This window comes from Natrinema ejinorense (genome assembly GCF_002494345.1).
Classification (GTDB): Archaea; Halobacteriota; Halobacteria; order Halobacteriales; family Natrialbaceae; genus Natrinema; species Natrinema longum.
Window position 1 is genome coordinate 3,361,522 of sequence record NZ_NXNI01000001.1, and the last position, 21,673, is coordinate 3,383,194.

At 64.0% G+C, this 21,673-nt stretch carries 21 protein-coding genes and 1 tRNA gene; 13 read left to right on the forward strand and 9 right to left on the reverse strand.

Translation table 11 applies throughout. The features are described from left to right. Positions 1 to 65: 65 nt before the first annotated feature. Positions 66 to 827: an IclR family transcriptional regulator gene (locus CP557_RS16590; protein ID WP_097380927.1), complete on the reverse strand. Its 762-nt coding sequence runs from the start codon at positions 825 to 827 to the stop codon at positions 66 to 68. 112 nt (positions 828 to 939) lie between these two features. On the opposite strand from CP557_RS16590, the gene CP557_RS16595 reads away from it, so the two are divergent. The 5 genes from CP557_RS16595 (at position 940) to CP557_RS16615 (ending at position 5,314) form a co-directional block, all read left to right on the forward strand. After that, positions 940 to 2,160 carry an aminotransferase class V-fold PLP-dependent enzyme gene (locus CP557_RS16595; RefSeq protein ID WP_097380928.1) on the forward strand — a complete coding sequence of 407 codons (1,221 nt, stop codon included), beginning with the start codon at positions 940 to 942 and terminating at the stop codon, positions 2,158 to 2,160. Between the two features lie 55 nt (positions 2,161 to 2,215). Continuing rightward, positions 2,216 to 2,596, forward strand: a complete 381-nt coding sequence (locus CP557_RS16600; protein ID WP_097380929.1) for a Rid family detoxifying hydrolase — start codon at positions 2,216 to 2,218, stop codon at positions 2,594 to 2,596. Then, the gene (locus CP557_RS16605) at positions 2,593 to 3,654 is read left to right on the forward strand and encodes a glucose 1-dehydrogenase (RefSeq protein ID WP_097380930.1); all 1,062 of its coding nucleotides are present in this window, start codon (positions 2,593 to 2,595) and stop codon (positions 3,652 to 3,654) included. The genes CP557_RS16600 and CP557_RS16605 overlap by 4 nt, the downstream gene beginning before the upstream one ends. 711 nt (positions 3,655 to 4,365) lie before the next feature. Continuing rightward, positions 4,366 to 4,438: transfer RNA gene (locus CP557_RS16610), tRNA-Gln, on the forward strand. Positions 4,439 to 4,567: 129 nt separating this feature from the next. Continuing rightward, a complete protein-coding gene (locus CP557_RS16615) occupies positions 4,568 to 5,314 on the forward strand; it encodes a rhodanese-like domain-containing protein (protein ID WP_097380931.1) in 747 nt (248 codons plus the stop codon). A gap of 1 nt (position 5,315) precedes the next feature. On the opposite strand, the gene CP557_RS16620 is transcribed toward CP557_RS16615, so the two are convergent. Continuing rightward, on the reverse strand, positions 5,316 to 6,689 hold the full coding sequence (locus tag CP557_RS16620) for an oxidoreductase (protein ID WP_097380932.1): 1,374 nt from the start codon (positions 6,687 to 6,689) through the stop codon (positions 5,316 to 5,318). A gap of 172 nt (positions 6,690 to 6,861) precedes the next feature. On the opposite strand from CP557_RS16620, the gene CP557_RS16625 reads away from it, so the two are divergent. Continuing rightward, positions 6,862 to 7,023: a hypothetical protein gene (locus CP557_RS16625; RefSeq protein WP_245853044.1), complete on the forward strand. Its 162-nt coding sequence runs from the start codon at positions 6,862 to 6,864 to the stop codon at positions 7,021 to 7,023. A 136-nt stretch (positions 7,024 to 7,159) separates the two neighbouring features. Here the strand turns inward: CP557_RS16625 and CP557_RS16630 are convergent, their stop codons facing one another. Next, positions 7,160 to 8,203, reverse strand: a complete 1,044-nt coding sequence (locus CP557_RS16630) for an NAD(P)-dependent alcohol dehydrogenase (protein ID WP_097380934.1) — start codon at positions 8,201 to 8,203, stop codon at positions 7,160 to 7,162. A 186-nt stretch (positions 8,204 to 8,389) separates the two neighbouring features. Between CP557_RS16630 and CP557_RS16635 the strand changes: the two genes are divergently transcribed. After that, positions 8,390 to 9,454 carry an amidohydrolase family protein gene (locus CP557_RS16635; RefSeq protein WP_097380935.1) on the forward strand — a complete coding sequence of 355 codons (1,065 nt, stop codon included), beginning with the start codon at positions 8,390 to 8,392 and terminating at the stop codon, positions 9,452 to 9,454. Further along, positions 9,454 to 10,230: an iron-sulfur cluster assembly protein gene (locus tag CP557_RS16640; RefSeq protein WP_097380936.1), complete on the forward strand. Its 777-nt coding sequence runs from the start codon at positions 9,454 to 9,456 to the stop codon at positions 10,228 to 10,230. The genes CP557_RS16635 and CP557_RS16640 overlap by 1 nt, the downstream gene beginning before the upstream one ends. 345 nt (positions 10,231 to 10,575) lie before the next feature. On the opposite strand, the gene CP557_RS16645 is transcribed toward CP557_RS16640, so the two are convergent. From CP557_RS16645 to CP557_RS16655, 3 genes are all read right to left on the reverse strand, one after another. Beyond that, on the reverse strand, positions 10,576 to 11,631 hold the full coding sequence (locus tag CP557_RS16645; RefSeq protein WP_097380937.1) for an outer membrane protein assembly factor BamB family protein: 1,056 nt from the start codon (positions 11,629 to 11,631) through the stop codon (positions 10,576 to 10,578). 221 nt (positions 11,632 to 11,852) lie between these two features. Further along, positions 11,853 to 12,359, reverse strand: a complete 507-nt coding sequence (cgi121, locus tag CP557_RS16650; RefSeq protein ID WP_097380938.1) for a KEOPS complex subunit Cgi121 — start codon at positions 12,357 to 12,359, stop codon at positions 11,853 to 11,855. Next, positions 12,359 to 14,740, reverse strand: coding sequence for an ATP-dependent DNA helicase (locus CP557_RS16655; RefSeq protein ID WP_097380939.1), 2,382 nt, complete (start codon positions 14,738 to 14,740; stop codon positions 12,359 to 12,361). Before CP557_RS16655 ends, cgi121 begins: the two co-directional genes overlap by 1 nt. Positions 14,741 to 15,239: 499 nt before the next feature. Between CP557_RS16655 and CP557_RS16660 the strand changes: the two genes are divergently transcribed. Next, a complete protein-coding gene (locus CP557_RS16660; protein WP_097380940.1) occupies positions 15,240 to 15,674 on the forward strand; it encodes a universal stress protein in 435 nt (144 codons plus the stop codon). A 25-nt stretch (positions 15,675 to 15,699) separates the two neighbouring features. On the opposite strand, the gene CP557_RS16665 is transcribed toward CP557_RS16660, so the two are convergent. Both CP557_RS16665 and CP557_RS16670 read right to left on the reverse strand, forming a co-directional pair. Beyond that, positions 15,700 to 16,908 carry an inorganic phosphate transporter gene (locus tag CP557_RS16665; protein ID WP_097380941.1) on the reverse strand — a complete coding sequence of 403 codons (1,209 nt, stop codon included), beginning with the start codon at positions 16,906 to 16,908 and terminating at the stop codon, positions 15,700 to 15,702. 79 nt (positions 16,909 to 16,987) lie between these two features. After that, complete coding sequence (locus CP557_RS16670) at positions 16,988 to 17,785, reverse strand: class I SAM-dependent methyltransferase (protein WP_097380942.1); 798 nt, start codon at positions 17,783 to 17,785, stop codon at positions 16,988 to 16,990. A gap of 161 nt (positions 17,786 to 17,946) precedes the next feature. On the opposite strand from CP557_RS16670, the gene CP557_RS16675 reads away from it, so the two are divergent. Both CP557_RS16675 and CP557_RS16680 read left to right on the forward strand, forming a co-directional pair. After that, the gene (locus CP557_RS16675; RefSeq protein WP_097380943.1) at positions 17,947 to 18,192 is read left to right on the forward strand and encodes a ferredoxin; all 246 of its coding nucleotides are present in this window, start codon (positions 17,947 to 17,949) and stop codon (positions 18,190 to 18,192) included. A 104-nt stretch (positions 18,193 to 18,296) separates the two neighbouring features. Next, positions 18,297 to 18,719 carry a nucleoside 2-deoxyribosyltransferase gene (locus CP557_RS16680; protein WP_097381687.1) on the forward strand — a complete coding sequence of 141 codons (423 nt, stop codon included), beginning with the start codon at positions 18,297 to 18,299 and terminating at the stop codon, positions 18,717 to 18,719. Positions 18,720 to 18,901: 182 nt separating this feature from the next. Here the strand turns inward: CP557_RS16680 and mdh are convergent, their stop codons facing one another. Beyond that, positions 18,902 to 19,816 carry a malate dehydrogenase gene (mdh, locus tag CP557_RS16685; RefSeq protein WP_097380944.1) on the reverse strand — a complete coding sequence of 305 codons (915 nt, stop codon included), beginning with the start codon at positions 19,814 to 19,816 and terminating at the stop codon, positions 18,902 to 18,904. 319 nt (positions 19,817 to 20,135) lie between these two features. Here mdh and CP557_RS16690 point away from each other — a divergent pair, with 319 nt between their 5' ends. Continuing rightward, positions 20,136 to 20,591 (forward strand): TIGR00725 family protein, encoded by a 456-nt coding sequence (locus CP557_RS16690; protein ID WP_097381688.1) that lies wholly within the window; start codon positions 20,136 to 20,138, stop codon positions 20,589 to 20,591. 152 nt (positions 20,592 to 20,743) lie between these two features. After that, on the forward strand, positions 20,744 to 21,451 hold the full coding sequence (locus CP557_RS16695; RefSeq protein WP_097380945.1) for an Sjogren's syndrome/scleroderma autoantigen 1 family protein: 708 nt from the start codon (positions 20,744 to 20,746) through the stop codon (positions 21,449 to 21,451). Positions 21,452 to 21,673: the final 222 nt, after the last annotated feature.

Sequence of the window (21,673 nt, forward strand, 5' to 3'; positions counted from 1 at the left end):
CGGATGGGGGAAATAAAATAATTTCCCCTCCCTCGAGCCAGAGTGAAAGACGGGCTCTACGGCCGCTACCGACGGGATCCGGGCGTAGCGGAGAGCTCCGAGAGTAGCATGTTACTCGCGCTGAACAGGATTCCCGGGACGTTTTCCTCGAACCGCTTCCCGGAGAGTTCGTCAGCCCACCCCGAGACGAAGATCGCACCCGTCACCGACTCGGTCGAGATTCCGTCGGCGACGCTGTTCACACGCGGAAACTGTTCCTGTCGATCGAACGCGACCCCGCGGTCGCGGATCCGATCCAGCTCGGCCCGGAGTTCGGATTCGGCCGTGATCGTGTACTCGGTTCGTTCCGTCCTGGGGGTCTCGAGAAGCGTGTCGAGTTCGTCCTCGGACTGCTCGGCGAGGATCGCCTTTCCCGCGGCGCTGCAGTGGAACAGTCGCGTATTGTACGCCGGAAAGTCCGGGTCGGCGTGTGCCGTGGAGAGATACACGTCGACGACTCGCCCGTCGTGCTCGATAGCTATCCCGGCCACTTCGTTCGTCATCTCGGCGAGTTCGTCGATCGGAGCCGCCGCTGCGCGGTGGAGCTCGGACAAGGACCCGGCCCGGATACCGTAGTCGAGAAACCGAACGGACGGCAGATAGTGACCGTTGGATCGATCGACGTACCCGAGTTCGTGCAGCGTCGATAGATGCTTGGAAACGGTCCCCTTTGATAGCCCCGTTTGCTCGGCGATCGCCGTCACACCGATCGGTTCCGGTGAATCGGCGACGATTTCGAGGATCGTCATCGACCGAACGGTGGCACCGATCGCGGTATCGCTCTCCATACGTCATTCATAGGATACATCATATATAGCCGTTTCCGAGTGAGAAACGGACGAAACAAACCGTCAACCGAACTTATTTATATCCTGTGAGTGAACGTGTCGAGCACGATAGATGAGTGAGAAGACCGTGTACGACGAGCTAGGCGTCCCGAGTGTCATCAACGCCTCCGGAACGAAAACCCGGATCGGCGGCAGCCGTATCCGACCGGAGGCCGTCGAAGCGATGGGACGGGCAGCCACCGAGTTCGTTAGACTCTCCGATTTACAGGCGAAAGCGAGCGAGCGCATCGCTGCCGTGACGGGATCGCAGGCCGGTTACGTGACGTGTGGTGCCGACGCCGGTCTGCTTCTCGCTGCGGCCGCGACACTGGCTGGCGACGATCCCGCCGCGATGGACCAGCTCCCGGACACCGACGGCATTCCCGACGAGATCATCATGCCACGGACGCACAGAACCGGCTACGATCACGCGTTCCGTGGGGCTGGGGCAACCATCGTCGACGTCGGGACGAACGATCGAGTCCTCGGAACCGGCTCGACCGCGGTCGAGCCGTGGGAGATCGAACGTGCGATCACCGAGCAGACGGCGGCGATCGGCTACGTCCAGAAACCGTACACCGAGCCCGCCCTGTCGACGGTTACCGACATCGCGTCGGCATACGACGTCCCGGTTATCGTCGACGCGGCCGCGGAACTCCCGCCGACGGAGAACCTCTCCCGGTTCATCGAGGACGGTGCGGACCTCGTCGTTTTCAGCGGTGGGAAGGCGATCCGCGGTCCGCAAACGACCGGGATCGTCGCCGGCCGCCGCGATCTCGTCGAATCGATCGCCCTCCAGCATCTCGATATGCACGCCGCCGGCGAGGTCTGGCAACCACCCGCAGCACTCGTCGACATCGATCGGTTCGACGGCGTCCCGCGACAAGGGATCGGACGGCCGCTGAAAGTCGGGAAGGAGGAACTCGTCGGTCTCCTCGTCGCCCTCGAGTCGTTCCTCGAGGACGACCACGACGCCGCTCACGATCGATGGCGGCGTGATGCGGAGCGAATCGTTTCCGCGCTCGAGTCCGTTCACGGGGTCGATCCGACCCTCGATGGCGGTGGCGACGTCTCGGTCGCCCCAGCGGTCGCGGTTCACGTCGATACCGCTGTCGCGGCGTGTTCCGCGACGGAACTCGTTCGGACGCTTCGAGCGGAATCGCCTCGCGTCTTCGTCGGGGCGGACCGCCTGGACGAAGACGTCGTCACGATCAATCCCATGTGTCTCGAGGAGTCCGAACTGGACCACGTCATCGATCGCGTCAGTTCACACCTGACGACGTCACAGGAATGACCCCACTCGCCACCGAAACATATATGTGTACTGTCAAATACTGGGTAATCGAAAGATGAACGAAATCGAAACCGAAGAGGCACCTGCAAGTATCGGACCGTTCTCACAGGCAGTCCGCGACGGCGATCGGGTGTACGTCTCCGGACAGGGGCCGGTCGATCCCGAGTCGGGAGCGATCGTCGGCGACGACATCACCGAGCAGACCCACGCCACCATGGAGAACATCGAAACCGTTCTCGAGGCCGGCAGCAGTTCGCTCGCGGACATCGTCAAGTCGACGGTGTTCGTCACCGATATGGACGACTACGAGGAGATCAACGCTGTGTACGAACAGTACGTGACCGAGCCCTACCCCGCCCGGAGCGCCATCGAAGTATCGCGACTGCCGATCGAGATCGGCGTCGAAATCGACGTGATCGCACGGGTCGACCCATGAGAGCGATCGCCGTCGAACGGGGCGACTCACAGCCGCGTCTCATAGAGAAACCCCGCCCCGAACCCGGCCCCGGCGAAGCGTTGGTTCGAACGCTCCGAGTGGGAATCGACGGAACCGATTTCGAGGTAATCGACGGGAATCACGGCGGCTTCCCCGCCGACAGCGATCACCAAGTCCTCGGCCACGAAGCCGTCGGTGTCGTCGAGGCGTCGAACGACACCGACCTCGAGGAGGGACAGCTCGTGGTTCCGACGGTTCGCCGCCCGCCGAACACCGCAAACGAGTTCTTCCGGCGGGGAGAGCCCGACATGGCCCCGCCCGACCAGTGTCTCGAACGCGGGATCGACGGTGCGCACGGCTACATGGCCGACTACTTCACGAGTCCGGAGGCGTTTCTCGTCCCCGTTCCGGCCGCGTTCGAAGCGACCGGCATCCTCATCGAACCGATGAGCAATACCGAAAAAGCGCTCGAGCACGCCTCCGCTTCGCGGTCGGCGTTCGACTGGCAGCGTGACGCAGCGCTCGTGCTCGGAAACGGGCCGCTGGGCCTGCTAACGCTCGCCAGACTCCAGTCGGAGTTCGATCGGACGTACTGTCTCGGTCGCCGTGACCGGCCCGATCCGACGATCGACCTCATCGAACGGCTGGGCGCGACCTACGTCGACTCGCGTGAGACCCCTGTGACCGACGTCCCAACCGCCTACGAGCCGATGGACCTCGTCTACGAAGCGACCGGCTACGCGAAACACGCCTTCGACACGATCGACGCGCTCGAGCAAAACGGCGTCGGGGTGTTGCTCGGACTCCCCGGAGACGATGCGTTCGACGTGGAGGGGGGACGGCTCCATCGCTCGCTCGTGCAGGGCAACAAAGCACTCGTCGGCAGCGTCAACTCCCACGTCACGCACTTCGAGACCGCCTGTGAAACGCTCTCTGCGCTCCCCGACTGGTTCGGTGATGCACTCGTTACGGACGTCTTCGAACCGGCCGCCGTCGACGATGCGTTTTCCCGATCACCGGATCGGATCAAGACCGTCATCGAGTTCGGCTCGCGTTGACCGACGATCGACCCCGTCTCGGCTCGCGGGATGCGCTCGGGACTATCGGGGTGTGGTTCCGAGGGGTGATGCCGTCACGGCCGTTATAGATACGGTATCTGATACTATTTCGAGCATATAATATTGTGAAACTAGTACGATATTGTAGGTACGCATCTGTCTTCACGGAGCGCTCTTCGAGCGGCTACTATCGCTCCTGTCGAGACGATTCTGTACGTGTTACTCGATGAAACTCGGTTCTGTCGACGCTCCGCGTTCGTCGGGACGACTGATCGCTGATTTCCCGTTCCGATGTGAAACGATTGGACATACCGGGCTTTGACGGGCACGATGCACCGCAACACGGCGGTATACGTTTCCGATTCGATTTCGGCTGCCGTCGGTCTCGAATCGAGAATCGCATGTCATATTGTGCTTTAATGGGCGTCATAAACAATACCACTCTGTATTTATAAGGGCATTTTTATTTCGGGATTGTACTCGCTCGAGCACCATCGCCGGACGTACCGTGCGATCCAACGACGGGACGCGTCGGCTCCGCAGTGTATACTGGTAGCTCCCCGGCGCACCGACGCGCTCGTTCCGGTCGAGGCGGGTGGTGGACACGGAGCGCACTCGCCGACCGATGTGCGACTGAGTTCGTAACACTCTAATACGGACACCAACTACTGATTGGTACGTCGTCGGTGGCCGACCCGACGAGTGCAGTAGAGTCCATTGGGGTAGCGGCCAATCCTGAAGCCTTCTGGGGGCTTCGACCCTGGTTCGAATCCAGGATGGACTACTTCTCTGCCGTTTCGACTCGAGTACTTCCCTAGCCACGTCCTTCGTTTTCCAGTCGAAACGAAGGGGTCTCTCAGTACGTTTCGTATCACCAGAAGTCATATCTTCGTGTCCTCGTTAGATAGCAAGTATGAACCGACGGACATTCCTCGCTGTCGGGGGGACGGCAGCACTCGGCGGGGTTGCTGGTTGCCTCGGCGACGATACTGGCGGTGACGCTAACGGGTACGGACCCGAACCGGAGACGAAGCCCGAAGAGCGATCGATCGATACCAGTAGCTATCCGACGAAAGTGTACGAAGGGATCGAGGTACCACTGGCATCCATCGACGACGTCTTCTACTGGTATCAGCGACGGGAAGCACGGGTAGCCGACGCGCGCCAGTCGGATCAGTATCAGAGGGCGCATATCGCCGGTGCACCGCTGAGTCCCGCACCGAACGGTGGGTCGGACGACCCGATTGCGGAGTGGTCGAAAGACGAGCGTATCATAACCTACTGTGGGTGTCCTCACCACCTCTCCGGACTGCGTGCCGCGTCGCTGATTGACAACGGCTACGAGGAAGTGTACGCGATTAACGAAGGATTTGGAGCGTGGATCGACCGTGGCTATCCGCTCGAGGGCTCAGAGGTCTCGGAGGACCGAGCGACCTACGAGATTCGGGGACAGTCCGACCCCGCCTACGCTGGCGAGATGGTCATGCTCGAGCAACTCGATGCAGACCGAGCCGAAGCCGCACCGATCGCCGAGGACGGCTCGTACACGCTACAACTTCACTACGCCGGCTCGACCGACTCCCGGTTCAGAGTCGAAGCGCCCGACTACACGACCGAGGGGACGCTGGCGGAACTGACGAGTGCCACGATAACGGCCTGACTCACTCGCTCTCGAGCCGTTCGTATGCGCCCGCCCGCTCGAGTTCGCCACGCTTCCGAACCACGTCGGGCGTCCGACAGATCCCCGGCGCTCCGGTCACCTGCGGTACCGTACAGTTGTTGCAGCTCTCACAGAGGACCCGCGGCGTTTCGGCTCCCGACCCGGGCTCGAGCAGCCGCGCCCCGACCCGCGGTTCGGCGTAGAAGGGGCGGGCCATGCCGACCATGTCGCAGGTGGGGGCCGCGTCACTGTCCTCTCCGCCGTCGGTCCCACCGCTCGAGCCGAGCAGTCGGTCCATCTCCCCGCGCCCTCGAATCCCGCCCTCCGCGAGGACGGGGATGGACACCTGCTCGCGGACGCGTCGACAGAAGTCCTCGTTCCACGCCGACCCGAACTCGTACTGCAGCGACTGCACTCGATTCGCGGCGGCGACGAGCCGCCGTCGCGTTGACCCCCCGAAGGCCACGTCGTAGGCCTCGGACAGAGCGTCGTTGTTCCACGCCCGGTCGGGGTATTCCCCGCGGACGATGCTCATGTCCCAGACGACCGACGTCTGGACTGGAACGACCGCGTCGTAGCCGATCCGCTCGAGCCGGCGGGCGATCTCGACGCCGTCCTCGAGCGAGAGTTTTCGCCGAACGACCGGTGCGGGCGGCGCTGGCGTTTCGGCGGGAACCTTGGTCAGCAGGGGCACGTCGCCGGCCCGCTCTCGGATCTCGTCGTGGACGACCGCGAGGAACTGCAGGCGGGCCTCGGGCGAGCCGCCGAACTCGTCGTCCCGTCGGTTGTAAAACGGCGACAGGAACTGCTGGACGATGCCCATATTCGCGCCGGCGAGGTGGATCCCGTCGTAGCCTGCCTCGACGGCGTTGGCCGCCGCGCGACCGAAATCCGCCGCGAGGTCGTACACCTCCGCCGTGGTGAGGACGTGGGGGTCGTACTCCAGAAAGCCCGCCCGATCCAGCAGTCGTAACTGCCAGGGAGGCTGCGACACCGCGAGTTGCGCGAGGTCGGGATGCTCGCGGCGGTACTCGGCGTGCCAGGTCTCCATGCTCCGCAGGCCGCCGTGCTCGAGTTGGAGGACGATCCGGCTTCCGTGGTCGTGTATGCGGTCGGTGAGCCGCGAGAGCCGGTCGACGAAGGCGGGGTCGTGGACGCGGGTCATCCCCGGCGCGGCACAGCCACCCTCGCCGCGGACGATCGTCGCGCCCTGGCAGACGAGCCCGACCCCCGACTCGGCCGCGGGCTCTAAGTCGTCGATCAGCGTGTCGACAGCGTCGGGGCCGTTGCCCGCACACTCGAGCAGCGGCGCACGATAGAGCCGGTTTGGGATCGCGACCCCGCCGATATCGATTGGATCCTCGAGGGTGGCCATGCAGGAACTATCACCCGGCCGAACAAGAACGTAGCCCCGATCGGGGGACTGTCGACGGGCGGGCGCGAACGACTAACGTATGTCGAGTGGTAATATATAACGGGATATAGCGATGCCGCTCGAAAGCGAACCCGATACGGATCCACCGACGTGTTCCCGCTGCGAGATCGAGATGGAGCACAGAGCCGAGGGGGCCACGAGAACCGTCCCGGTTATCGGCGACGAGGTCGAGTACCAGCAGTTTGGCTGTCCCGAGTGCGGACAGGGTGCCCGGTTCGAACGGCGTGATCGGGACGAGACGTGGTCGCGAACCGTCGCTGCACGGGACGAGTAGGAGACGCCGCGATCGGTGTCCGGCGTATCGCCCACAGACCACGTGCCTTTTTTCCGTGCCCGGACGGCGTTCGATCCGACTGTACCGTCGCACCCGCCGGCCGAGACGCACGGTTCCATCCGTCGTCTCGGTTCCCTCAGGGCGGCAGGACGACCGCTCGTCCTTCGATCTCGTTGTGCTCGAGCCGTTCCGCGACCGTATTGATCTCGCCGAGGTCGTGGCGTTCGGTGCGCAGTTCGACGTCGCCGCGGTCGACGAGCGCGACGAGTTCCTGCAGTTCGGCGTACTTGCCGACCAGCGTGCCACGGAACGAGAACTCGCCGTCGACCAGCGCCTGACTGGGTTCGTGAATGTGGCCGCCGTAGCCGACGATGTGGTGGTCGCCCCCGGCGGCGACGATCTCGGGTGCGAGTGCGGTCGTCTCGTCGCGGCCGACGAAGTCGACCACCTGTTGGGCCCCCTCGTCGTCGGTTACGTCCGCGATCACGTCGGCGAGGTCCTCCTCGGCGGAGTTGATCGCGTGGCGAGCACCGAGTTCCTCGGCCAGCTCGAGCGCTTCGTCTTTGATGTCGGCGGCGACGATGTCGGCGGCGGTCATGGCATCGAGACACTGAAGGCCGATGTGGCCGAGGCCGCCGACGCCGATGACGACGCAGGTATCGCCGGGGTTCAGTTCGTCGACCGCCTTTTTGACGGCGTGGTAGGCCGTGATTCCTGCGTCAGCGTGCGGCGCGATTTCCGTCGGGTCGACGCCGTCGGGCAGCGGGATCACCGCGCGCTCGTTGGTCTGGAGGTACTCGGCGAAGCCGCCGTCGGTCGTGAGCCCGTTGAACGCGCTGTTTTTGCAGTACATGTCCTCGCCGAGCCGGCAGGGGCGACAGATGCCACAGGTCTGGACGGGGTGGCAGACTACCGGATCACCCTCCTCGACCAGCGTCACCTCCTCGCCGGTCTCGGCGACGATCCCGGCGTTCTCGTGGCCCAGCGTCATCGGCAGGTCCTGTGGCGCGTAATCGGCCCACATCCCCTCGATGATGTGGTTGTCGGTTTGACACCATCCTGCTCCCTCGACCTCGACTAGGACCTGATCGGACTGCTCGAGGGCTGGCCGGTCGACTTCGTCGATCTGTAACGCGTCGCTCATGTCGTCGGTGTACTCGTGGAGTCTGGCTGCGTGCATGGTACCGCGTCACAGTTCGTCGGCATCCGTGATAACGTTCCCCTCGCGTATCGCCCTGTGTGAGTATATGAACGTTGATACTAAACTAGTTAGATGCTAATTTTGCGTATAGAATCCCTCGTAGATGGGGTATTCAAACGTGTCTGAAAAAGAGTAATGTAATGTGGTATCGATATGCATTGTGCGATGTATCAGCACAACGGAGCGGACATTTTCGTCATCGACGGGCACGTCCACCTGTGGGACGCCACGGAGGAGAACATCAAACACGAAGGTGGGGAGGAGTTCATCCAGTGTTTCTACGATTATCACACGACGTTCACTCCCGAGGAACGGCAGTGGGACATGGACGAGTATCGGGAGTACGGTGCCGATCGGATGGTCGAGGACCTGTTCGCCAACGCCGCCGCCGATATGGCGATCTTCCAGCCGACGTACCTCACCGACTTCTACGCTGAAGGGTTCAACACGACCGAGCAAAACGCCGAACTCGCGACCGAGTACCCCGAACGGTTCGTCCTCAACGGGACCTTCGATCCCCGCGACGGAGAGGCGGGCCTCGAGTATCTCGAGGAACTCCACGATACGTACGACATCCCCGGCGTCAAACTCTACACCGCCGAGTGGCGCGACGACTCGAAGGGGTGGCGACTCGACGACGAGGACGCCTTCGAGTTCCTCGAGAAGTGCCAGGAACTCGGGATCGAGAACATCCACGCCCACAAGGGACCGACGATTCGACCCCTCAATCGCGACGCGTTCGACGTAAAAGACGTCGACGACGCGGCCTCGTCGTTCCCGGAACTCAACTTTATCGTCGAACACGTCGGGCTCCCCCGCCTCGACGATTTCTGCTGGATCGCCGCCCAGGAGAACAACGTCTACGGCGGCCTCGCCGTCGCCGCGCCGTTCGCCCAGAACCGGCCGGGCAAGTTCTCGGAGATCATGTCCGAACTCCTCTGGTGGCTCGGGGAGGATCGCGTCCTCTTTGGCTCGGACTACGCGCTGTGGAACCCCGACTGGCTCGTCGAAGAGGTTCTCGAGGCCGAATTCACGCAGGAACACCGCGCGGAGTACGGCGTCGAGTGGGATCTCGAGACGAAAAAGAAGGTCATGGGCGAGAATATCGCCGACCTCTACGACATCGACATCGAGGCGAAACGGCAGGCGTTCCAGGACGACGAGATCAGCCAGCAGTTCGGTCTCGGGGACCACTACGCCAGCGAGGAACCCGCGGCTGCGGACGACTGATGAGTGGACGGATTCCCGACGGCTCCGCGCCGACGCGAGCGGCCGTCCGCGACCGACTGGATCGAGTGACGGATCCGGAACTCGACCGCTCGATCGTCGCCCTCGAGTACATCGACGCGATCGAGATCGACGCGCAACGCGTCGCCGTCGACCTCACGCTCCCGACGGCGTGGTGCTCGCCGGCCTTCGCCTGGATGATGGCGGTCGACGCCCGCGACGAAGTCGAATCCCTCTCGACGGTCGAGGCGGCTCATATCACGCTCCACGACCACATGCACGAGACGGAAATCAATCGCGGCGTGAACGAACGGCTGTCATTCGGTGAGGCGTTTCCGGACGCCGACGGCGACGTCGCGGCGGTCCGTGCGGAACTCGACGAAAAGGCCCGCGTCGCCCGCCAGTACGATGCGGTCGAGGCGCTGCTGGCTGCCGGTCTCGACGGCGAGTCGATCGTCGACCTTCGAGTACGGGACCTCGAGATCGACGGGTCGACCGACACCGTCGCCGTCTACGTTCACGACCGTTCGTTCGCGGTCACCGTTCCGACCGACCCCATCGAGCGCTACCTCGAGAAGGCCCGCGAGACTGGCCTCGTTTCCGAGCCGGACGAGCCCCTGTTTCGAACGCCGGAGGGCGACCACATCGACGCCGAATCGTTCGCTCTCGTCCACCGGAGAGGGCGGCTCGCACAGGTCAACATGTCGAGTCAGGGTGGTATCTGTGACGGCCTTCGAGCGGCGAGGGAGAGACGGGCCGAGGAGACCGCTGACGGCTGACCGGGACCTATTTTCCACTTCGGGCAGAGCCACTCACTCGCGAACCAGCGCCGCACCGTCGTCGCGAGCTTTGATCAATCACAAATGGGTTTGGTTGCAGGTCCGAGAAGACTATACTAGCAACTGAACGTCATTGCATATCTGATCGTACGATAGCGTTGCAACTAGTGTGTACATCGTTTCAGTTGCTACTATAGATAGGCGAGAACCCGAAGGACGCTGCAGCGATGGGTTGGAACACCAATCAATATGTGGTTATTAGCTCCGATCGGTTTGAAGCAGACGAAACAGAAACAGGTCCCTGACGACCGAACGACAACCATCAACAACCGCACTGTCGCGCTATTAATTCAATTCATATTGTCTTAAGAAAGCCCCGTCGGCTTCTGACTGCCGTGTGAGCAAGCCACTAGAGTCGGGTGTAATCCAGTCGACTATCCTGTCAGTAGTGCGTTTGTCAATTCGCGTTCCGGTCTCGGCGTCAACGGCTACCAAATTTGTCCCTCCCGGTACGAAGAAAACGGTGTCTCCCGCGATAATCGGCGGACAGGTACTTAGTGACTCCTTTCTGCTCCACTGTTGTTTCCCTGTCGCGAGCTTGATTCCGAGCAGTTTCCGTGCTGTGGACAAGACAGCGATTTTCTCGTTGGACGCTGGTGCCCATACAGGTGGCGTGCTCGCTTGCCAGCGGATACGGCCCTCGGATGGGTCAAGCCCTACCGTCTCCCTACGGGTAGAGGCGACGACGGTAGAATCATCGGCAATCACAGGCGGAAATCGCGTCTTCTCTATTGAGCGAGTCCAAATAACCTCTCCTGACTTCCGATCGAGTTTGACGAGTGAGTCTCGATGTCCGATGTAGACGCCATTCGGACCGATTGCGGGACGTAGATACGAGAGGGTTTTCCGCCAATCAAACGAGCTGTCGAACGTCTGCCGCCACATGACAGTGCCGTCAGATTGGATGCGATACGTTTCGCGGTCCGATTGGACGTAGATGTCATCGGCTACCGCGACTGAAGCGAGATACGTTCCGTCAAGGGTAACCTTCCACGCAATACGATTTGCATCTCGGTCGAGAGCGTACAGTGTCGGCGATTGCAAGTCGATTTCGGAGTCGAAACCTTCCCCATACGTATCTCTCGGGACAAGAATGTGGTTCTCGGTTACTGCTGGGGCCGCGGCCATGCCGCCAGGGAGTGACTTTGAGAACGCAATCGCTCCATCGGATTTCTCAAATCCGAGGAGTTTCGATTGCGTGTTCACAATTGCATGCCTCAAAGTCGTAACGATCGGACTGGCGAACTGTGACGCGACTGATTCCCTCCAGGTCACGTCGCCAATTTGGGACCCTATCTCGGAGTCGAGTTTGGATGTGTTTTTTGAGTTCTCACCAGCCATTATCCAACTCGTTGCTCCAGCCTGTTGGGTGTCTTCTGAATCCGTTTGAAAGGGGTTATAAGACCCACAACCGCTGATTCCAACAGCCGTAGCAGTCAGCAACGCACGTTTACTCAGCTTTCTTGACCCGCAATGAAATTCCATCAGTTTGAAATATATTTTCAACTATATATCATTTATGCCAAGGCACAATCTGGGTGAGGGATCAAGAAACGAGCAGTCTACTTTTCGACCTCGAGCAACGCAACTCGCTCGCGAACCAGCGCCGACAGTGACGTGTCGGTGGCTGTCCGCTCAGCGTCAGTGATGTCGAAGAACTCACACAGTGTCTCGGGGTCCTGCGTCTCGAGTGTCGATTCGCGCTCGACGAACGCGTCCAGCTTTTCGACCGCCTCGAGCGCAGTGGTCTCGTCTTCGTCGCTACCGCCGTCGACCAGAACGACCGCGCGATCCCCACCCTCACTGACGCCCATCTCGAGCGCGCGGTCGATCTGCCGGCGGCCGGCGGCGTACAGCAGGATCTCGACGGCGCGGTCCCGGGCGACGTTCTCGTCGCGCTCGATCGCTCGATCTGCCAGTTCGACGGCCCGCTCGAGGTGGCGACGATCGGCGACGTACCGCGAGTCGAAGGCCTGGATCGTCACGCCGTGGCGGTCTCCGATCTCGCCGAGGTCGGCCACGAACGAATCCAGGTCGTCGATCGCGAGCCGGCATTCGAGTAGCTCCACTAGAAATCACCCAGGCTCGACTGGCTATCGTCGGCTTCCACTGTTTCTGTCGCCGCAGTCCCGTCGCTCTTCGCGTCGTCGCTCGAGTCCGTGACCGCGTTTCCGTTCCCGTCGCTCGACCCCGCCGATTTCGGCTCGACGCCGTCCATCGACGGATCCTCGCGGCCCGCGTTCTTCAGGATGTTCTCGGCCGTCTTCGTCCCTTTGAGCACCGTGAGGATCACTCCCTTGTCCGCAGTCCGCAGATCGGCGGGCTCCTCGATCCCCGTCTCGTAGAGTCTGCGAGCGCGCTTGCGGCCCACGCCCCCGATCGAGACGAGTTCGAGCAATTCCTCACTCACGCCGTGTTCGACGCGTGCGCGGGCCTCCCGGACTGCGACGGTCCACTCGCTGTCGATTTCCGCGGCCAGCGACTCGGCCGCACCGAGTAGCCACTCGGCGGTGTCGACCTTCCCGCGGAGGTCGCCGGGCCCGATCTTGTACCGGTCGGTCAACTGCTCCTCGTCGGTCTCCGTCGCCCAGTCCTCGAGCAGTTTGCCCGTCTTGAGCGCCGAGAGCCAGTCCTCGAAGCGCTCCGCTTCGAACTCGCTTGGGGCATCGCCCAGCAGCTCGGCCTCGCGCTCGTAGAAGAGTTCGCCGTACTGCTCGTCCTCGCCCGACCGGAGGTAGAGTTCGTACATGTCCGGCGTCCGCGAGACCAGTTGGTAGAGTCCGAGCGCGGTCGGGCGCTCGTCGGCGTCCGCGAGCCCGTGGACGATCTCCGCGGCGCTCATCGGATCGAGGTAGAGCCGCGAGACGGTGTGGCCGAGGCTCGTGGCGGCGAGTTCCTCGTCCCGGTCGCCGCTCTCGGCGAGAGCAGCGGCCGAGGTGAACGCGCCGTCTGCGCTATCGTCCGCTTCAGCACTGTCGCTTCCGCCGCTGTCACGCTCTATGAAGTCGTTCGACTCGAGGTACTGCAAGACCGTGTCGGTCACCGTCTCGAGTCGACCGGGCTCGCTCGACTGGCTGGCGTACAGCGTCGCCTCGAGGAACTCGAGGAGCCCCTCGCGCGTGCGGGCGAAGCCGGAGGCGACGGTCGCGAGGACGTGGGTCCGGAGGGCGGGTTCGGCCGCCAGCTTCGAGCGCACCGGCTCGGGATCGGCCCAGATATAGCGGTCGAACAGCTCCTCGCTCTCATCGTGGCTCGTGGCGAGGAGAACGGCCTCGCCGTAGGGATCGAGCCCCGGTCGGCCCGCTCGTCCCATCATCTGGTGGACCTCGAGGACGTCCAAGGGGGCCATCCCGCCCGCGCTGGGGTCGAAGCGCCGCCAGTCGCGGACGATTACTCGCCGAGCCGGGGTATTGACCCCTGCCGCGAGCGTCGGCGTCGCCGAAATCACCTTCAGCGTCCGGTCGCGGAAGGCGTCCTCGACGAGCGTTCGCTGGGTGCTCGAGAGGCCGGCGTGGTGGAACGCCGACCCGTGCTCGACGGCGTCCGCGAGGTCTTTGCTGGTCTCGGTGTCGCTGTCGTCCCGGATCTCGTCGGCCAGTTCGGCCAGTTCGGCCCGCTCCTCGGCTGTCAGTTCGTTCTTCGAGACGCCGCCCAGCCGCCTCGCAGCGGCCTCGGCGTTCCGGCGGGAGTTGACGAACACGAGCGAGGAGCCACCCTCCCGGAGGATATCGCGGACGAGTGCTGCCTCTTGCTTTTCGCTCCCCTCGACGGGAACCTCCCGCGTCGAGCCGTCGTCGAAGTTCAGGGCGTTGCCGTAGTGGACCCCCATCTGGAGGTCGATCGGTCGCCAGTCGGTATCCACGAGCGCGGCGTCGAGCCAGTCGGCGATCTCGTCGGCGTTGCCGACCGTCGCCGAGAGCGCGACCACCTGCATGCGGGGATTGAGTTGCCGGAGTTTCGCGAGGGTCACCTCGAGGGTCGGCCCCCGATTCCGGTCGTCGATGAGGTGTACTTCGTCCGAGACGACGCAGGTCAGATCCGAGAGCCAGTCGGCTCCGTTGCGGACGAGCGAGTCGACCTTCTCGCTGGTGGCGACGACGATGTCCTTCGTCGCGAGCCAGTCGCTGGTGCTCTCGTAGTTGCCCGTCGTGACGCCCGTCGTCACGCCGAAGCGCTCGTAGGCCTCGAACTCCTCCTTTTTCTCGCTGGCGAGTGCTCGGAGGGGGACGATATAGAGCGCCTTCCCGCCGCGCTGGACCGCCGACAGCATCGAGAGGGCGGCGATCATCGTCTTGCCGCTGGCGGTCGGGACGGCGGCGACGAGGTTCTCGCCCTCGGTCGCGCCGGCCTCGACCGCCTCGGCCTGGGGCGGGTAGAGCTCCTCGATGCCCTCGCCCCGGAAGTGGTCGACGGCACCGGGCGGGAGCCCCGACAGCTCCTCGATATTCATTACCCGTCCTTGGCGCGTCCCGCGGTTTAAAGTATCGTCTCGCTGGCTGTGGCGATCGGCTCCTCGAGCAGTGGCTGCTGTCCTCCGCTCGATCCGTGTCGATCTATGGAGAACCGTGTCCCCTCGAGCGTTCAGCAGAGGGGGCCAGCGTATCGCTCTGGACCGATCAGCCGGCGCGTGGCGCGCGCTGAGTCGCGGTGAGTCGAAGACGAATCGCGACTCGAAATCGTGCGAGGTCTTCGCGACCGCTGTGAGCGAAGGCGTGGAAGGCGCGACGCGTCTTCCAATGGATGAGTGAGCGGCGAGCGGGGGTGAACGACGTGAGCCCCTCGAGTCGCGAGCGAATCGGCTGGGGAGGGCGTGGCGATCCCTGCCCCCGCGAGAGGGGGCGCTCGCTGCCATCAATTCTGCTCTCGGATCGGGTCCCTCCATTCACACAACGGACGAGCGACTCGTTGACGGCGATAGACCGATACGACCGGCGACCGAAGACGTCTCCATGACCGACTCCGCTCACGTCCTCGTCCCGACGCTCGGCCGTCCACGAGAGGACGAGGCGCTCGCCTACGCACTCGAGACGTTCCCCGACGCCGAAATCACGCTGCTCGCTGTCGTGACGCCCCTGGAGGCACCGCTCAGCGAGGGGGGCGTCCTCGAGCGAAGCGAGGAACGGACGACGGAAGCGCGGGCCAACGCCGAGGAGTTGCTCGAACCGGTCGCCGATCCGTCGGCGGCGGACCGCGTTCGGATCGAGACGGTCGAGGGACGACCCGGAACCGTCGTTCCCAGATACGCCTCGGAGGAGGCGATCGATCACGTCGTGATGTATGGCTCCGGCCGCGGATCGACGGGGTTTCTCAGGCGGTTTCTCGGCCGTGGAATCGCCGCCACGGTAGTCGAACGTACCGCGCGGCCGGTGACGGTGCTGGAGTGAGCGCCTCGAGTACGGGCCGCGGGAATCAGCCCCCGATCACCGTCGCGAACAGTCGATACAGCCCGTAGCTGACGACGACCGAACTCCCCAGCGTGAGCACCCAGAAGGTGATGGTGACGCCGATCTTGCGCCGGGAGACGCCCGCCGAGCCGCCGGCCAGTCCACCGCCGATGACCCCCGAGAGGATGATGTTGTTCAGCGAGATCGGAATCCCGAGCGCGATCGCCAGCTGAGCGATGATAAACCCCGGGACCAGCGCCGCGATCGAGCGCCGGACGCCCAACTGGGCGTACTCTCGAGAGGTCGCTTGCAACAGCCGTGGTGCTCCCATCCAGGCCCCGGCGAGGATACCGGTTGCGCCGATCGCGAGCAGGAGGATGCCCGGCAGGCCGAGTTCGACGCGAAAGAGGTTCTCGAGCGGGCCGGTCGCGAGCCCGACCTGCGAGCCGCCCGAGGAGAAGGCGACGATGCCGCCGAGGACGAGCAGGAACGACCGGATCCCGCTCTCGACGGAGACGCGGACGCGCTCGCGGACCCAGTAGAACGCGAGGACACCGACTCCGATCGTCACGATGGCGGTTCCGAGATCGACGCCGGACGCGAGCATCGGGCCACCGCCGAACTGCCGGGCGACGAACCCGGCCAGCGTCCCCTGATCGGCGGTCGGATCGGGGATCACGCCCAGACGGACGTTGGCGACGATCGCCCCGACGACGCCGGCCAGCAGCGGGACGCCGACGGTCTCGGGGACGTCGTCGCGCCGCAGGATCGTCGCCGTCGCGTACGCCAATCCGCCGGACATGATCGGCACCAGCAGCCAGAAGGTGCCGAGTCGGCGGTAGGTGGCCATCGCGGGATCGCCACCCAGCGAGAGACCGACGCCGACCATCGCACCCGTCGTCGCGAACGCCGCCGGAATCGGGTATCGCGTGTAGATGCCGATCGCCATGAACCCCGCGGCGGTCAGCAGGCCCGCGGTGGCCGCAAGCGGCGTGATCGTGACGCCGTCGATGAGGTCCGCACCGACCGTCTCCGAGATGCTGCCGCCCTGCATGAGCGCGCCCGCGGCCGCGAGCAGGCCGATGACGAACGCCGCTTGCATCGTCGAGATGGCGTTCGCGCCGATCGCGGGGGCGAAGGGTGGCGAGTTGCTGTTCGCCCCGAGCACCCACGCCATGAACAGACAGGTGACGATAGCGGCCCCGATGAGGACTGCGAAGGACAGTGCGACCATTTCGTCTCCCCGGATCGTTTGGGGACGAACGAGAAAAGCGTTCCCTCGAGCGGGACTCCGAAAGCGCGCAGTCCAGCCGCTACTCCGTTCCAGCACTCGGCCGTCGCTCCGTTTTCAGTACCGTTCTGTAATGAGCCGTGCCATCGGTCCGAGCGACGTGACACGGCTGCCACGGCGTTCCGGTCGTCGCCTCGCGAAGCCGGACAGGGGAACACAACAGGAACTGTAGCGTCCGCCCGACTTCGCGGCGCTGCTCACCGTCTTCCGTCTCGCGTTCGAACTCGAGGTGGAAACACCGGTGTGCGATTCCCTCACGCGGGTCGGAACGGTAGCCGAAGAAGTCCTCGTCCAGTCGCGTCGGATCGTAGTTATCGACGACGGCGACGCCCCCGTCGGCGGTGACGCGAGCGAATTCGGCGAGCACCTCGCGGATTCCGGCCAGCGAGCGGCCGAGTCCGATCTGGGTCCCGACGGCGTGGACGGCCCCGAACGCGCCCGTCTCGATCGGCAAGTCGAACATGTCGCCGACGAGCACGTCCTCGAGGCCGCGTTCACGGGCCGTTCGCACAGCGTTCGGACTCGCGTCGACGCCGATCGCGTCGGCGCCCCGATCGGCCCACCACAGGAGGTGTTTCCCCGCGCCGCAGCCGACATCGAGGATCGGTTCGTGGTCGGTCAATCGCTCGAGGACGTCGATCGTCTCTCGATTCCACGAGTCAGGACTCGAGAAGTAGAACTCGGCGACGTTGCCGTCCTGGACGTCCGCGCCGTCGCGATAGGTTAGCCGACCTGGGGTATCGCGGTGGTGGGCGAGCATGGCTCGTCCCAGTGGATCTGCCAGTCCCGATCCGGCCGGTTCGGAATCGGCTCGTTCCATGCTCGAGTCGAGTATTCGACCAATAATAAAACCATGATTACATATGTTTTCTGGTATCGTATGTCGCACCGACGAGTCACGACGAACGCGTCGCCGATACGATGGCGTTTCGCACGGTTGCCGACCGCTAACGATTTACCTCGATCGGCCGAACTTCGGGTATGAAAGTCGAATTCGACGAGGACACCTGTATCGGGATGTTCCAGTGCGTCGCGGAGTGGGACGCCTTCGAGAAGGACAAATCGAAGGGGAAGGCGATCCTCGCGGACAGCGAGGCGGTCGAGGACGGTGTCTTCGTCCGCGACGTTCCCGACGACGCGGAACTCGACGCGAAGTTCGCCGCTCGGTCATGTCCCGTCGACGCGATCACAATCTACGACGACGACGGCGAACAGGTGATCCCGTAACCGGGAGGATTCGGGTGCGGACGGGACTCGAGACCGGCGTCTGGCTGGCGGGTTTCCAGCGGATATCACAATCGTCATCCGGCGCTGTCGGCTATCGCGTCGGCATGGACGTCTTCTTCAGCGGCTCCATCAGGGGCGGTCGATCGGACGTCGATCGCTACGCGGACCTCATCGCGATCCTCGAGGGGCACGGCGACGTGCTCACTGAACACGTCGGAGTCGAGGACGTCGAAGCGAAAGAACAGGCCGACGGACTGACCGACGGCGACATCCACGATCAGGACGTCGCCTGGCTCCGGCAGGCCGACGTCGTCGTGGCCGAGGTGACGACGCCCAGTCTCGGCGTCGGCTACGAAATCGGACGCGCCGTCGAGTTGGACACGCCGGTCTGCTGTCTCTACCGCCCCGAGGGGGATCACGAACTCTCCGCCATGATCCGGGGGAACGACGCGGTGACTGTCGAGGAGTACCGCGAGGTGGCGGCCGTCGAGTCCGTCCTTGCGTCGTTCCTCGAAACGCACGGCTAACGGAAGCCACCGCTGTCCGTTCGGACGATCACAGTTCGGCCGCGTTAGCGGGTCCGTCGAGATCGCGCTCGAGCCTGGGGATGGTCGCAGCGGGTGCCCGAAAACGGTCGAGACCGATCGCCGCCGGCACCGAAACTACCCTCTCCGGTCGGCCGAGAAAAACCAGAATCGGTCGGCGTCGGCTACGCGATCTCGTCGTACTGCTCGGAGAGCTTCTCGGCGGCCTCGCCGAGTTGATTGCGCTCGTACTCGGTGAGGTCCCACTCGACGATTTTCTCGACGCCGTCGGATCCCAGTTTGACGGGGACGCCGAAGGCGGTGTCCTCGTGACCGAACTCGCCCTCGAGTTTCACGCTCCCGGGAAGGACTTCGCCGGTATCGCGCAGGATGGCCTCGACCATGTGGCCGACGCCGGTCGCCGGCCCCCACTGGGTCGCGCCTTTCTTCTCGATGACGTTCATCGCCGACGTCTGCAGCTCGGAGAGCAGGTCGTCTTTCTCGTCTTCGTCGAACTCGAGGTCCTGGCCGTCGACGCGCACCTTCGAGAAGACGGGGACCTGTGCGTCGCCGTGTTCCCCGAGGATGGTCGCGTCGACGTTCTGGACGGGTGCGTCGAAGCGCTGGGAGATGACGTAGCGGAAGCGAGCGGAGTCGAGTCGGCCGCCGAAGCCGATCACCTTCTCGCGGGCGCGGTCACCCGTTTCGTAGAGGTGGCGGTTCAGCAGGTCGACCGGGTTCGACGTCGTCACCGTGATGAAGTCGTCGTTGTGTTCGGCGATGGAAGAGCCGATGTCCTCCATGATTGGTGCGTTGTCCCCCGCCAGATCGATCCGGGTCTGGCCCGGCTGTCGCGGGATCCCCGCGGTGATGACGACGACGTCCGATCCCGCGGTGTCCTCGTAGCCCCCCTGCCGGATCGTCGTGTTCGAGTCGTAGGCCACGCCGTGGTTCGTGTCGGCGGCCTGTCCGACAGTGTCGTCTTCTTTGTCCGGAATGTCCACGAAGACGAGTTCGTCCGCGATGTCCCGAAGCGCGATGTTGTAGCCTGCGGCGGCCCCGACGGTCCCGGCCGCGCCGACCACGCTAACTTTCGTCATACCACGTAATGCTTCCCCATCACATGCGTTAAATCCGTCGAAATCTACGACTTCGTATGAATTTGACGATGAATATATCGACAACTGTCGTACTACTCCCCCTCTTTCGACGGGAACACCCCGTCCGGACCCGACCACCGCCGACAGCCGCCGAAACCCGGACGGTCGGCTCGTCTCGAGCGCCTATCGTAGCCACCGAAACGATTGACACACTGACCGCAACGCCGTCATGCGGTCGGGTGTGAAGTGACGTTCGGTGGCTACGATACTGTGACTCGAGACCGAACCGATCATGGCCATCGCCCGCGGCTACCCGTGTATGCGCGTCAGCGTCATCGGCGGCGGACGGATCACGGACGAACAGCGGGCCCGCGCGGAAGCGGTCGGACGCGAGCTCGCGCGCCGCGGCCACGTAGTCGTCTGTGGCGGCCGCGAGGGGACGATGGAAGCGGTCTGTCGCGGCGCGAAACGCGAGGGCGGAACCACGATCGGGATCCTCCCTGGCGAGCGTCGGGGCGCGGCGAACGAGTTCGTCGATATCGCCATCGCGACCGGGCTCGGCCACGCCCGGAACGCGCTCGTCCCGCTGAACGGCGACGCGGTGATCGCGCTTTCCGGCGGCGTCGGGACGCTCTCGGAGCTCGGCTTCGCCGGCATCTACGAGCGGCCCATCGTCGGCCTCGAGACCCACGACGTCTCCGATCTCGAAACGGAGTTCGAGAGCGTCGACACGCCGGAAGCGGCCGTCGATGCCGTCGAAACCGCATTCGAGTAGTCCCGAGTTGCGACCGTTCCGTGCCCACGACGGCCGCGCCGCTCGCTCACGCACTGACAGGACTCGAGGGAGCGGTCCCGTCGGGCAGGAACGGCCACGTCCGCGTCCGTTCGTTCGCAGCTTTTTCGATGGTCCGCCGTCTCTAGACGAGTATGAGCGACTTCGACAAGGAAGCCGAGCGCGAGAAACTTCGCGAGAAGTACGAGCAGGACAAAGAAGAGCGCAAGGCAACCCAGCGGATGAGCGACTTGCTGCTCAAGGGCGCGACGATGACCAACGCCCACTGTGGGACCTGCGGTGATCCCCTCTTTCAGGAGAACGGAACCACCTTCTGTCCCAGCTGTCACGGAAACCCCGACGCCGTCCAGGGGACGGATCTCGAGGCCCAGCCGGCCGTAGAGGAGGAAACCGACGGGAATACCCGGGCCGATACCGGCGGCGACGGCCCTGCGCCGACGAACGGGGCGACGACCGACCCTGGCGACGGAGACTCCAGTTCGGCCCCATCCGAGACGGCTCCCGCCACCGACGCACCCTCGGCGGGCCGTCAACGCGACGAGCAGCGGCGTCAGGAGCCACGAACCGACGCGACCACGCCGGCAACCGACCCACAGTCGTCAGCCAGTCCGTCGTCGCCCAAACCGGAGCAGCCGACACCGTCACAACCCGCCGTGCCCGCGTCCGATCGGAACCGCTCGGTCCACTCCGGCGACGGCGACCTCGAGGCCGCGCACGACGCCCTCGTTCGATCCCTCGAGAAATTCGCCGAGAAGGCCGCTGCGACTGACGACCCCCGCTACGCGAAGGAGTGTCTCGAGGCGGCTCGCGAGGCCGGCGAGACGCTGACGACGCTCCGGTAACGGATCTCGGAACCTCGGTGTGCTGATCAGCGTCCGTCTACCAGTTGCGTCTCTGGTGCCCGTACCGATTATCTCATAATGATAATTGAAATACTAGAACGCGACCATCAGAAGATATATATCCGTTGATATTATACGAGGGAACGAAATTCACCGGGCAGAGTCGGAGGCCCCTCCATCCGTCAGCGATCCAAATTCCGTCGGTATTCGTCCTCCGCGCCA

Bases quoted from the DNA above. Each gene is read 5' to 3' on its own strand.
- CP557_RS16595 (WP_097380928.1), top strand. From the start codon at position 940: ATGAGTGAGAAGACCGTGTACGACGAGCTAGGCGTCCCGAGTGTCATC.
- CP557_RS16655 (WP_097380939.1), bottom strand. From the start codon at position 14,740: ATGAATATCGAGGAGCTGTCGGGGCTCCCGCCCGGTGCCGTCGACCAC.
- CP557_RS16605 (WP_097380930.1), top strand. From the start codon at position 2,593: ATGAGAGCGATCGCCGTCGAACGGGGCGACTCACAGCCGCGTCTCATA.
- CP557_RS16695 (WP_097380945.1), top strand. From the start codon at position 20,744: ATGAGCGACTTCGACAAGGAAGCCGAGCGCGAGAAACTTCGCGAGAAG.
- CP557_RS16640 (WP_097380936.1), top strand. From the start codon at position 9,454: ATGAGTGGACGGATTCCCGACGGCTCCGCGCCGACGCGAGCGGCCGTC.
- CP557_RS16590 (WP_097380927.1), bottom strand. From the start codon at position 827: ATGGAGAGCGATACCGCGATCGGTGCCACCGTTCGGTCGATGACGATC.
- CP557_RS16615 (WP_097380931.1), top strand. From the start codon at position 4,568: ATGAACCGACGGACATTCCTCGCTGTCGGGGGGACGGCAGCACTCGGC.
- CP557_RS16645 (WP_097380937.1), bottom strand. From the start codon at position 11,631: ATGGCTGGTGAGAACTCAAAAAACACATCCAAACTCGACTCCGAGATA.
- CP557_RS16600 (WP_097380929.1), top strand. From the start codon at position 2,216: ATGAACGAAATCGAAACCGAAGAGGCACCTGCAAGTATCGGACCGTTC.
- CP557_RS16660 (WP_097380940.1), top strand. From the start codon at position 15,240: ATGACCGACTCCGCTCACGTCCTCGTCCCGACGCTCGGCCGTCCACGA.
- mdh (WP_097380944.1), bottom strand. From the start codon at position 19,816: ATGACGAAAGTTAGCGTGGTCGGCGCGGCCGGGACCGTCGGGGCCGCC.
- CP557_RS16665 (WP_097380941.1), bottom strand. From the start codon at position 16,908: ATGGTCGCACTGTCCTTCGCAGTCCTCATCGGGGCCGCTATCGTCACC.
- CP557_RS16625 (WP_245853044.1), top strand. From the start codon at position 6,862: ATGGAGCACAGAGCCGAGGGGGCCACGAGAACCGTCCCGGTTATCGGC.
- CP557_RS16670 (WP_097380942.1), bottom strand. From the start codon at position 17,785: ATGGAACGAGCCGATTCCGAACCGGCCGGATCGGGACTGGCAGATCCA.
- CP557_RS16675 (WP_097380943.1), top strand. From the start codon at position 17,947: ATGAAAGTCGAATTCGACGAGGACACCTGTATCGGGATGTTCCAGTGC.
- CP557_RS16630 (WP_097380934.1), bottom strand. From the start codon at position 8,203: ATGCACGCAGCCAGACTCCACGAGTACACCGACGACATGAGCGACGCG.
- CP557_RS16680 (WP_097381687.1), top strand. From the start codon at position 18,297: ATGGACGTCTTCTTCAGCGGCTCCATCAGGGGCGGTCGATCGGACGTC.
- CP557_RS16620 (WP_097380932.1), bottom strand. From the start codon at position 6,689: ATGGCCACCCTCGAGGATCCAATCGATATCGGCGGGGTCGCGATCCCA.
- CP557_RS16690 (WP_097381688.1), top strand. From the start codon at position 20,136: ATGCGCGTCAGCGTCATCGGCGGCGGACGGATCACGGACGAACAGCGG.
- CP557_RS16635 (WP_097380935.1), top strand. From the start codon at position 8,390: ATGTATCAGCACAACGGAGCGGACATTTTCGTCATCGACGGGCACGTC.